Source organism: Brevibacterium paucivorans (assembly GCF_016907735.1).
In the GTDB taxonomy this organism is placed as follows: domain Bacteria; phylum Actinomycetota; class Actinomycetes; order Actinomycetales; family Brevibacteriaceae; genus Brevibacterium; species Brevibacterium paucivorans.
This window is the reverse complement of sequence record NZ_JAFBCP010000001.1, coordinates 269,370-280,473: the sequence shown is the minus strand read 5'-3', so window position 1 is coordinate 280,473 and position 11,104 is coordinate 269,370. Positions and strand designations below refer to the sequence as shown.

9 protein-coding genes and 1 tRNA gene are annotated in these 11,104 nt (G+C 56.8%); 9 read left to right on the top strand and 1 reads right to left on the bottom strand.

Going from position 1 to position 11,104, the window contains the following annotated elements:
- The first annotated feature begins 104 nt into the window (after positions 1 to 104).
- The 6 genes from guaB1 (at position 105) to JOE56_RS01320 (ending at position 5,689) form a co-directional block, all read left to right on the top strand.
- Positions 105 to 1,550 (top strand): GMP reductase, encoded by a 1,446-nt coding sequence (guaB1, locus tag JOE56_RS01345; RefSeq protein ID WP_204514489.1) that lies wholly within the window; start codon positions 105 to 107, stop codon positions 1,548 to 1,550.
- Between the two features lie 107 nt (positions 1,551 to 1,657).
- A complete protein-coding gene (locus JOE56_RS01340) occupies positions 1,658 to 2,965 on the top strand; it encodes a hemolysin family protein (protein ID WP_204514488.1) in 1,308 nt (435 codons plus the stop codon).
- Positions 2,962 to 4,020: a hemolysin family protein gene (locus JOE56_RS01335; RefSeq protein WP_239271887.1), complete on the top strand. Its 1,059-nt coding sequence runs from the start codon at positions 2,962 to 2,964 to the stop codon at positions 4,018 to 4,020. Before JOE56_RS01340 ends, JOE56_RS01335 begins: the two co-directional genes overlap by 4 nt.
- 200 nt (positions 4,021 to 4,220) lie before the next feature.
- Positions 4,221 to 5,120 carry a M15 family metallopeptidase gene (locus JOE56_RS01330; RefSeq protein WP_204514487.1) on the top strand — a complete coding sequence of 300 codons (900 nt, stop codon included), beginning with the start codon at positions 4,221 to 4,223 and terminating at the stop codon, positions 5,118 to 5,120.
- A gap of 33 nt (positions 5,121 to 5,153) precedes the next feature.
- Positions 5,154 to 5,519 carry a hypothetical protein gene (locus JOE56_RS01325; RefSeq protein ID WP_204514486.1) on the top strand — a complete coding sequence of 122 codons (366 nt, stop codon included), beginning with the start codon at positions 5,154 to 5,156 and terminating at the stop codon, positions 5,517 to 5,519.
- 94 nt (positions 5,520 to 5,613) lie between these two features.
- Positions 5,614 to 5,689, top strand: a tRNA-Arg gene (locus JOE56_RS01320).
- Between the two features lie 33 nt (positions 5,690 to 5,722).
- On the opposite strand, the gene JOE56_RS01315 is transcribed toward JOE56_RS01320, so the two are convergent.
- Positions 5,723 to 6,514, bottom strand: coding sequence for a hypothetical protein (locus JOE56_RS01315; RefSeq protein WP_204514485.1), 792 nt, complete (start codon positions 6,512 to 6,514; stop codon positions 5,723 to 5,725).
- 210 nt (positions 6,515 to 6,724) lie between these two features.
- Here JOE56_RS01315 and argS point away from each other — a divergent pair, with 210 nt between their 5' ends.
- The 3 genes from argS to JOE56_RS01300 are packed head-to-tail and all read left to right on the top strand — an operon-like array spanning position 6,725 to position 11,096.
- Positions 6,725 to 8,365 (top strand): arginine--tRNA ligase, encoded by a 1,641-nt coding sequence (gene argS, locus JOE56_RS01310; protein ID WP_204514484.1) that lies wholly within the window; start codon positions 6,725 to 6,727, stop codon positions 8,363 to 8,365.
- Positions 8,365 to 9,804: a diaminopimelate decarboxylase gene (lysA, locus tag JOE56_RS01305; RefSeq protein ID WP_204514483.1), complete on the top strand. Its 1,440-nt coding sequence runs from the start codon at positions 8,365 to 8,367 to the stop codon at positions 9,802 to 9,804. The genes argS and lysA overlap by 1 nt, the downstream gene beginning before the upstream one ends.
- Positions 9,801 to 11,096 (top strand): homoserine dehydrogenase, encoded by a 1,296-nt coding sequence (locus tag JOE56_RS01300; protein ID WP_204514482.1) that lies wholly within the window; start codon positions 9,801 to 9,803, stop codon positions 11,094 to 11,096. Before lysA ends, JOE56_RS01300 begins: the two co-directional genes overlap by 4 nt.
- The last annotated feature ends 8 nt before the right edge of the window (positions 11,097 to 11,104 follow it).

Genomic DNA, 11,104 nt, shown 5'->3' with positions numbered 1-11,104 from the left:
AATCGCCCTCTTCCTCAACTCGTAGCAATGTTCAATCAGAGCAATTTTAAGCCTACACGGCAAACCTCTTTGTTGTTTGAGGATACCTTGTAGACAATGGTCACATGCGCTTCATTTCTGAACCCGAGTCTCACGATTTAACATACTCCGACGTTTTTATGGTGCCGAACCGCTCGGCTGTCGCGTCTCGGTTCGATGTTGACTTACGTTCAGTAGATGGAACAGATACGACAATTCCGGTTATCGCTTCGAACATGACGGCCGTTTCGGGGCGTCGAATGGCAGAAACCCTCGCACGTCGTGGTGGCATGGCAATTCTCCCTCAAGACATCCCGGTTCCAGTCATGGCACAGACGATCGAATGGGTCAAAGATCGCCATCCTGTTGTTGAGACTCCGCTGAAACTTTCTGTGACTGACACGGTTTTGCAGGCAATCCACCTCATGCCCAGGCGTGTTCACGGTTGTGCAGTGTTACTTGAGGATGGCAAGTTCGCAGGGATCGTGTCGCAGGAAAGTCTCCAAGGGGTTGACCAGTTCACCTCGCTCGCGGACGTCATGGAACAGCCCCAGGTGACGTTTGATATTTCGGAATTCGAAGACGCGACCAACCGTCGTGCGCTCTTCGACAAGCTTGTTGATGCAAGATTGGACTACGCTCCGGTGCTTTCGGGTGCCGAGGTCGTTGGCTGCGTGACGCGCGCGTCAATTCTGCGGTCCACCATCTATTCGCCTGCCGTAGACGCGGACGGAAGGTTGCGCGTAGGTGCGGCGTTGGGTGTCAACGGCGACGTTGTCGCTCGCGCGCAAGCGCTCGCTGAGGCCGGCGCCGATGTGCTCGTCCTGGACACGGCGCACGGGCATCAAGAAAAAATGATCGAGGCATTGCAAGCCGTTAAGGCTTTGGACTTAGGGCTTCCACTAGTCGCTGGAAACGTGGTGACCGGTAACGGTGCGAGGGACCTTATTGAAGCTGGGGCCGACATCGTGAAGGTGGGTGTTGGACCGGGAGCCATGTGTACGACCCGCATGATGACAGCAGTGGGGCGCCCACAGTTCTCTGCCGTGCTGGAATGCGCTCAGGTTGCCACCGAATTGGGAAAGCATGTGTGGGCCGACGGCGGCGTGAAGTACCCACGCGACGTGGCCCTGGCTCTAGCCGCTGGGGCGAGCCAAGTCATGATTGGTTCGTGGTTCGCTGGCACTCACGAAAGCCCAGGCGACATGCTCGTAGACGAAAAGGGACACCGTTATAAAGAAAGCTTTGGGATGGCGTCAGCGCGAGCAGTTGCCAACCGCACTCGCGATGAGTCGCCGTTTGACCGTGCGCGCAAAGCCCTGTTTGAAGAAGGAATCTCTTCCGGGCGCATGTTCGTGGACCCGCAGAACCCTGGGGTCGAAGACCTGATTGACTCGATCACATCGGGTGTGCGTTCTTCGTGTACGTACGCTGGCGCGCGCACGCTTACCGAGTTTGCTGAACGTGCAGTCGTGGGCATCCAGTCAGCGGCGGGATACGACGAGGGTCGGCCTCGCTTACAGAGCTGGTAAACTCTGGGTTTATGACGAGTGACAGTCTCGGCCGGCGTGAGGCCGGCATCCCAGTATTTAGGCGTATCGCCCAGTTTTCCTTTCTCCAACCCGGATCTGTGCAGTAAATGGAGTGGCTCTATCTTGCCTTAGCGCTTCTCCTGATCGCAGGCACAGGAGTTTTTGTTGCTGCTGAGTTTTCGCTTCTGACGCTTGACAAACACACAGTTGAAGAAGCGGTCCGTAACGGTGAACCCGGGTCGAAGTACTTAGAAAAAGGTCTCCACCACCTATCGACACAGCTTTCTGCTGCGCAAGTGGGGATCACCATTACGACTCTGCTCACGGGTTATCTCATGCAGCCGTCGCTCGGTGCGCTCCTGATTCCATTAGTGGAACAGTTGGGCGCTAGCGAAACCGTCTCGCGTGCTGTGTCCTTGGTCGTTGCGCTTATCGTCTCGACATTTTTGTCCATGGTTGTGGGCGAGCTTGTTCCGAAGAACCTCGCAATTTCTGCGCCAATGAAAGCCGGAAGTGTTGCGGTTCCTCTGCAGTACATGTTTTCCGTGGTATTCCGCCCGGTCATTGCGCTCCTCAACGGAACCGCCAACAAAGCCCTCGTAGCCATGGGAATCGAACCGCAGGAGGAAAGCTCGGCAGGCCGGTCGGCAGATGAGCTGACAAGCCTCGTCCGACACTCGGCAGACGAAGGAACCATGGACGTTCAAACTGCCGACCTCTTGGCCCGTACCCTCAGCATTTCTGAGCGGACAGCGGAAGACGTCATGACACCTCGGACGCGGATGGCCACAGTGGAACGGGATACCACAGCGGCCGAGATCACTGAACTGTCCCGCCAGACCGGTTACTCCCGATTCCCCGTGGTGGGGGACTCGCGGGATGACATCGTGGGGGTCGTACACGTCAAGCAGGCCGTCGCGGTTCCGCTGGCCAACCGTGAGGATGCATTCGCAGCGGGGCTGATGACGGACGTCTCCGAGGTGCCCGAAACCATGCCTGTCGACCACCTTCTGGTGGTGTTGCGCAGTCGCGGGAACCAGATGGTGCTAGTGATCGATGAGTACGGTGGAACGGCTGGCGTAGCGACGCTTGAAGACGTCGTTGAAGAGCTTGTGGGTGAAGTGGTCGACGAACACGACCGTTTGAGCGTGCAGGTACGGCCCGCTCGCGATGGGACATGGCTGGTTCCCGGGAGTTTGCGTCCTGACAAGGTGACCGAGGCGTCAGGGATCGAGATTCCCGAAGACGTGGACTACGAAACAATGGCTGGCTTTGTCATGTTTGCTTTAGGCAAGATCCCAGACGTAGGGGATTCGGTGCGCGTGAAAGATGCTTCACTGGTGGTTGAACGGATGCACGGTCACCGGATCGAACGCCTCCGGTTGGTTCCCGATTACCTGGGAGGTGTCGCGTGAACGACTGGATGGGTCTGATCTGGCTGGTATTCCTCTTAGGCGGCAATGCGTTCTTCGTTGCAGCGGAGTTCGCTGTCGTGTCAGCAAAGCGTGCTCAGATTGAACCACTGGCTGAAGAAGGTCGTAAATCGGCCAAAACCACGCTGTACGCGATGGAGCACGTGTCTGCGATGCTGGCGATCTGTCAGTTGGGTATTACGGTGTGCTCCCTGCTTATCGGTAACATTTCGGAACCGGCGATCCACCACCTGCTTGCAGGGCCGTTGCACTATCTGTCGATCCCGGCAGAGGCCTCGGGGGTCATTAGTTTTGTGCTTGCGCTGGGGATCGTGACGTACCTCCACGTGGTGGTTGGCGAAATGATTCCTAAGAACATTGCCTTGGCGACCTCACGCACGGCTGCGCTGCTGCTCGCACCACCGCTAGTGTTCTTGGCCAAGATCTTTGGTTTTGTTATTCGCCCTCTGAACTGGTTTGCCAACTTCTTGTTGCGGTTGGTGGGTGTGACGCCACGTAACGACGTGAACGCCGCGTATACGGTCGAAGAAGTGCAACAGATTGTTGCCGAGTCGAAGCGTGAGGGATTGCTCAACGACGAAACCGACCTGTTGAAGGGTGCGCTCGAGTTTTCCGACAAGACTGTAGGCGATGTCATGGTGGCTCTGAGCTCCGTCGTGACGATCGATGCCGATGTCACTCCCGAATACATTGAGCACTTAGTGGGACGCACGGGGTATTCGCGTTACATCCTCATCGACAGTGACGGAAGGCCCGACAGTTACATCCACGTTAAGGATGTGCTGTACGCAGATACTCCAGAGACCTACACGGAACCAGTTCCATCCAAACGCTTCCGTTCAATGGTGACAGTTGCTGTTACAGACGAAATTGAAGAAGCGCTCGCCACCATGCAGCACGCAGGCCACCACGTGGGTCGTGTGGTCGATGGGCAAGGAAAGGTCGTCGGCGTGCTGTTCTTGGAGGACGTCCTGGAGGAGCTGGTGGGTGAAGTGCATGACGCGATGCAACGAAATCAGCCTCGAGCGACGCGTTAAATTGCGATGTGTAACACGCGTGTCGAATGTGTAAACGTTCGGATTTCGGTCCTGACCTGCATTTTTGAATGCACCTGTGAGGTGTGGCACAATAACTGAAGCTTGAATGTCACAAAGTTATGACTTATCGTTACATTTCGTTACTATGTTGTGACATGGGCGGAACGCCACATGTGTAGTCAAGACGTGAGGAGAAGTTGGTGGAAAACGAAACCACGCAACCTGCTGTACGGCGACGGGATCTTCGCCGGGCACGCAAAGCGCAGTCTCGCAAGTTCCCCACCTTTGCCAAACTCACTTCTCGTTCCGCTACGCCTCAAACCACCTCGGCGGCCCCAGCAGTGCGCGGGTCGAACGGTGCAGCTTTGCGAGCACTGCGTCGCAAGCGCAACGTGACTCTTTCCGCAGTTGGAACTTTTGCAGTTGCAGGTGCGGCCATGACCGCAACGCTCCTTTCAGGTGTAGGTGCGAGCTCCACCGGCGAGGTATCCACAGACGTTTCCGCAAGCTCGCGTGCAGCGTCAAGCGAAAGCGTTTCTGGTGGATCGAACGGTGAAAAAGACGTTTTGGCCGGACAGAACGGTGCGGTCGGCGGTGTTAAAGCCGACGCAAAGGGAGATCCACACGCATCCTCGCTGTCGGTGAAGCGCACGGCTCTGCCTGGCTGTGAAGGTAAGGTTCCAGAAGGCGAAGCGTCTAACGGGCAGTTGCCGGAAGAGTGGTTGTGCAACTTGGGTATCGGTGACCACAAGTTGCGCCAGGACGCCGCTGTTGCGTTTGCAAAGATGAACGCAGCCTACAAGGCTGAAACTGGAAAAGACTTCGAACTCACTGACACATACCGCACTCTGGATTCACAGGTGAGCGTTGCGGGTCGCAAGCCAGGTTTGGCCGCTAAGCCCGGAACGTCCCTCCACGGTATGGGGCTGGCAATCGACTTTGGTGGTGGCGCTGCTCAGGCGAGCGGACCGTTGTACGATTGGCTGGTAAAGCACGGTCACGAATACGGCTGGGAAAACCCAGACTGGGCTAAGTCGTCGAAGTACGAACCATGGCACTGGGAATATGTGCCTGGGCGTAAGGACGTTAAAGGCTACTGAGCTGAATCGTTCGGTTTAACGAGGGGCGTAACAGTGAAAGATTTTGTCGTCGAAACGCTTGAGAAGCACGCAAATACGGACGCGTACGAACCTGTTGAACCTGGTATCTACCGAAACCTGTCTCAGGATGAATATTCTGTTGCCCTGACTTTCACTACGGAGGAAGGTGAGGGCCAGTACCCGCTCGAAGACCTGCTTGACAAGTTCTTCGTACACGTATCTGACTTCATCACTGACCCTGAGAAGCTTGAAGAAGCTGGAAACCGCATTACGCTTGAGTTCAGCGGTGACCTTGATGACGTACAGAAAGTTGCGCAATTGGTGGGCAAAACCGTGCGTAATGAGGAAGCTGAGGTCGACGGTAACGCAGTTGTGCGCCTGGTGATTGACGACGCATAAGCACTATTTGTGGCGGGGTAGGGGCATTGCGCGGTTCCAAGCGTGTATGACTCTCGGTGTTTGAACCTCCAGTGGTACACTTGTCGAGGTTCCCGCCCGCGTAGCTCAGTGGATAGAGCGTCTGCCTCCGGAGCAGAAGGTCGTAGGTTCGAATCCTGTCGCGGGCACCATTGAATTCACGTACGTTGATCGTGTGGCAGGCACTAGTTGTACTTTGATAAGTCGATGTCGAAGTACATGATGAGAGCCATTGCCCACGTGCCTATCAAGGTAAGGAAGCCCAGAAAACGCAGGTGCCCAACGATGTGTTTTCCGTGGGTTCCACCGCGTTTTGCTTGAGCAGCGAGGATCCAGGCGGTGATAGCCCCTCCTACGGACAACACAACAGCTGCAAGTGCGATTAGCGTGCGTGGCAACATCACAATGGGTTGTGCCCACAGTATGCCCACCAGAATCACGATGATGAAGTACAACACCCACGCAAAAATACTGACGATGGGGTGCCGAAGGGTCCAGCTTGCTGGCGCTGCAAGGATGACGGCGAAGAACGCAACGCACGCGACTATGGTGAACAAAGAACCGGTGGTCAGTGGTGTTGACTCTGTTCCGTTGCGGAACATCAGCCCGGTGAGAGCGCCGCTCCAGAAACTCAAGAAGAGTACGAACACCAGCGCTATTCCACCAATATGTACGGGATCGCCAATGCGTTTACCTAAGGAAATGACCGACTCATTCTTGCGTGCCTGAGCCTCCTGGGCGGCAAAGACGGCCTCAGGATTTCTCGTCACTATGTCGGCAAAGTGGTAGGGGTCGCCCAAAGTGTGTGGCAAAGATCCCTGCCCGTGGGCTGCCACGACACGGTGAAGATGGTCCACCGTCCGGTTTACGGTGGCATGATTCACTTCGTTGTGATTGAGCCGGTGAACAACAGCCCATGCCCATTGCGCGTCTGCGCCTTGGAGACTGCCAATGGGGCGGTGTGGTGAGTGAGGCATGATTCGACTATAACCACTACGTCGAAACCATTAGGCGGAAAAGCGTAGCCCCTCGCTATTCTGCGTTCGCGCTTAGAGCTCGTCGTTCATGCATTTAACTCGGGAGCCGTGCAACCCGTGAGCCCTGACCGGTGCCGCTGAGTGCAAACCTTGTTCATAAAACGGCATCCAGTTGCATGCGCGTGACATCCACCGATTAGGCTAGGGGATGTGACACCCGAAGAACTCAAACTCGCTATTGAACAGGCCATCTCCGCGTACAACGAAACGCACGGAACGAACGTGGAGGTGCCCGCCAAACTTGTCGTGGAGCGCCCCAAGAGTCGCGACCACGGTGACTGGGCAACCAATGTGGCTCTGCAGACGGCAAAGAAGGCTGGACTGCAGCCACGTGAACTGGCAACCGACCTGGCTCAGATCTTGAGTGGAGTGGACGGGATTGACAAGGCCGAGGTCGCCGGCCCTGGCTTCTTGAACATCACCTTGGCTGCGGATGCAGCCGGGAAGCTTGCCGCCGACATCGTTTCGGCTGGTCGCGAGTATGGCCGCGGGGAATCACTCAAAGACTCCACCATCAACTTGGAATTCGTGTCGGCTAACCCAACAGGCCCGCTGCACATTGGACACACACGTTGGGCAGCACTCGGAGACGCAATTGGTCGCGTTCTCAAGGCCGCCGGTGCCACGGTGACCACCGAGTACTACATCAACGACGCCGGTTCCCAGATGGACACGTTCGCCAATTCAGTGCTGGCCCGCATGCGTGGAAAGGATGTACCCGAAGGCGGGTATCCCGGCCAGTACATCGCCGACATCGCCCGTGAACTACTCAGCCGCCACCCGGAGTGGAACGACGCAAAAGACGACGAGATCTTTGACCAGGTCAAAGACGAAGCGTACAAAGTGCAACTGAAAGACATTTCGGACACTCTGGAGTCCTTTGGTGTGCATTTCGACACGTGGTTCTCCGAACGCACATTGCACGACACCGGCGCCATTACCGAGGCGGTAGAACGTCTGCGCGAACAGGGTCACGTTTTCGAAAACGAGGGTGCCATTTGGTTGCGGACTACAGACTTTGGTGATGACAAGGACCGTGTTCTGGTGCGGTCCGACGGGGTGCCTACCTACTTCGCCGCTGACGCCGCGTACTACCTCAACAAGCGCGACCGTGGCTTCGACGAAAAGATTTATCTCTTAGGAGCCGACCACCATGGATATGTGGGTCGCCTCAAGGCTCTGGCCGCAACCGCTGGTGATGACCCGAACCACAACATCGAAATTCTCATCGGACAGCTCATTTCCGTGAACGGCGCACGCCTTTCAAAGCGTGCCGGCAACATTATTGAGCTCCGCGACTTGGTGGAATGGCTCGGATCGGACGCAGTCCGCTACTCACTGGCGCGCACCCCAGCCGACTCGCCACTGGCACTTGATCCTGAAGTACTCAAGTCTGCCAGCAACGACAACCCCGTCTACTACGTCCAGTACGCGCACGCTCGAGCAAAGAGCGTAGAGCGGAAAGCCACCTCGGCGGGAGTATCCACAGACTCCTTCGACCCGGCGACCCTGCAAGACCCCACCGAAGCAGCACTTTTGTCTGCGCTCGCAGACTACCCGCGCGTCGTGGCTCAGGCCGCGCAGTTGCGGGAGCCTCACCGCGTGGCCCGGTACTTGGAGTCGCTGGCGGGACTGTTCCACAAGTGGTACGACGCATGTCGCGTAACCCCTCTGGGCGATGACCCGGTTGAGCCCGTTCACGCATCTCGCCTCATGTTGGATCGAGCGACCGCAACCGTCCTGTCCAACGGTCTTGACCTCATGGGTGTTTCCGCACCTGAAAGGATGTAATGCCTGCTCACCCCTCCGGTGTGCTACACGCCGGTCCGTCTCCTGTCTGGTTGCCCGAACCAGACGACGTCAATGAACTCATGCCGTCGCTGTGGTCGAAGAACACGGTTAAGAAAGACGGTGTTCTCACAGTGTGTGGCCATTCAGTTATGGACCTGGCGCGCACGTGGGGATCGCCCATGTTCGTGTTTGACGTGGACGACTTCCAAACTCGGGCACGTGATTTTGCCCAGTCGTTTGCCCAGGAATTCGCCGCGAACGGGATGACTGCAAGCGGATACTACGCAGGAAAAGCGTTCCTGTGTACCGCCGTAGCCCGCTGGGCGGATGAGGCCGGACTGGGCGTAGACACATGCACGTTAGGGGAGCTGCTGACTGCACGCGCGGCGGGTGTCGACCCACAAAAAGTTGGTCTCCACGGAAACAACAAATCGGACGCTGAACTGGAAATGGCAGTGTCGTGGGGGATCGGACGGATCGTAGTGGACTCGTTGGACGAGATCCCCCGAATTGAACGTGTCGCGGAACGATTTGGCGTGACAGCGCCTGTCATGGTGCGAGTGACTGTGGGCGTCGAAGCTCACACGCACGATTTCATCGCTACGGCGCACGAAGACCAGAAATTTGGCCTGTCCCTGTCCAGTGGCCAAGCGTTAGAAGCGTGCAAGAAAGTACTGAAGAGCCCCCACCTGGACCTTGTTGGCTTGCACTCACACATCGGTTCGCAGATTTTTGATGTTGAGGGCTTCATCTTGGCGGCAACGCGCGTGCTTCGCTTGCGTGCCGCCTTGCAGCGGGATTTTGGGGCTCCTGTCGCCGAGGTGGATCTGGGTGGCGGTTTTGGTATCCGGTATACGTCGCAGGACACTCCGAGTTCTTTTGCTGACATGGCTCGCAAACTTGCGCGCGCTGTTGTCCGTGCGTGTGAAGACAAGGATACGGATCCTCCGCATGTGTCCTTTGAACCTGGGCGTGCAATCGTGGGGCCCTCGGCCTTTACGTTGTACAAGGTGGGTACCACCAAGCCCGTGTACACGGATCAGGGCGTGCGCACGTATGTGTCTGTCGACGGTGGAATGAGCGACAACGCGCGGACCGCACTGTACGACGCAGACTATTCGTGTACTTTGGCTTCCCGGCACTCTGAGGCTGAACCCACCGTGGTGCGTGTGGTTGGAAAACACTGCGAATCCGGTGACATCGTGGTGCGCGACGAGTACCTCCCGTCCGATGTCACGACGGGTGACTTGATTGCTGTTCCCGATACGGGCGCGTACTGCAAACCGCTCTCGTCGAACTACAACCTGGTTCCACGGCCCGGTGTTTTAGCCGTAGAAAAAGGTCGCGATCCGTACTGGATCGTGGAGCCGGAAACCTACTCCGATTTATTTGCAACCGATCCTGGATTCGATCCAGCTCTACTCAAAGGAGACTCATGACCCTCAAGGTCGCACTGTTGGGCGCGGGCACCGTTGGTGTGGAAGTCGCTCGTCGCATTCTGGAACGTCCAGATGAACTCCGCGATCGGATTGGTGACGACCTGGAGCTGACCGGCGTCGTCGTTCGCGACACATCAAAGGAACGCCCAGGTATCCCAGCAGACCTGATTACCACGAACGCGAACGATGCGATTCAAGGCGCGGACATCGTCGTTGAACTCATGGGCGGGATCGACCCAGCCCACGAACTGATCCTGAGTGCCCTCAACTCTGGTGCCTCAGTGGTCACGGCAAACAAAGCACTTTTGGCTAAGCACTTTGCAGAATTGTTCGAAGCCGCTGACCGCGCTCAAGTACGTCTGGAACACGAAGCTGCCGTAGCAGGTGCGATCCCGATCATTCGACCTGTAGGTGATTCACTTGCTGGTGACCGCATCACCCGTGTCATGGGAATCATGAACGGAACCACCAACTACATCTTGGACAAGATGGAGACTGAAGGGTGGAGCTTTGACGAAGCGTTGAAGACGGCCCAGGAACTGGGATACGCGGAAGCCGACCCAACCGCAGACGTTGAGGGTCTTGACGCAGCAGCCAAGGTTGCCATTTTAGCTTCGCTTGCCTTCCACACTCCGGTCACCATTGATGACGTGTACGTTGAAGGAATTACATCCGTGACCGCCGAAATGGTGGAGACCGCGCGTTCACAAGGTTTCACGATCAAACTTCTGGGCATCTGCGAAAAACTTGATGACGTGGGCAAGGTTTCAGCTCGTGTCTACCCAGCGCTTCTACCGAACTCACACCCGCTGGCGTCAGTGGGTGGTGCATTCAACGCGGTGTTCGTTGAAGCTGAAGCGGCAGGTGAACTCATGTTCTACGGGCAGGGGGCAGGAGGTGCCCCAACAGCATCGGCTGTTTTGGGGGACATTGTTTCCGTTGCTCGTCGCAAAGTTCTGGGCGGACGCGGACAGTACGAACGTCGTACACGTACCACGTTGCCGGTTGCGTCACTGGGCGAAATCACTACGCGTTATCAAATCACCTTGGACGTGATTGACCGGTCGGGTGTGTTGCAAGCTGTGACTGAAGTATTCGCTAACCAGGACGTCTCTATCGAACTGGTACAGCAGACTCAGTACGATGACCAGGGTGACGGCGACTCACGCGCCAAACTTGTCATTGCAACACACTCAGCAACTGACAGTGCGTTAGCCCAAACGGTGAAGCACCTCAACGAGCTCGACGTAGTGCGCGAAATCCAGTCAGTTCTGCGCATCGAAGGCCAATAAGGAGAAGC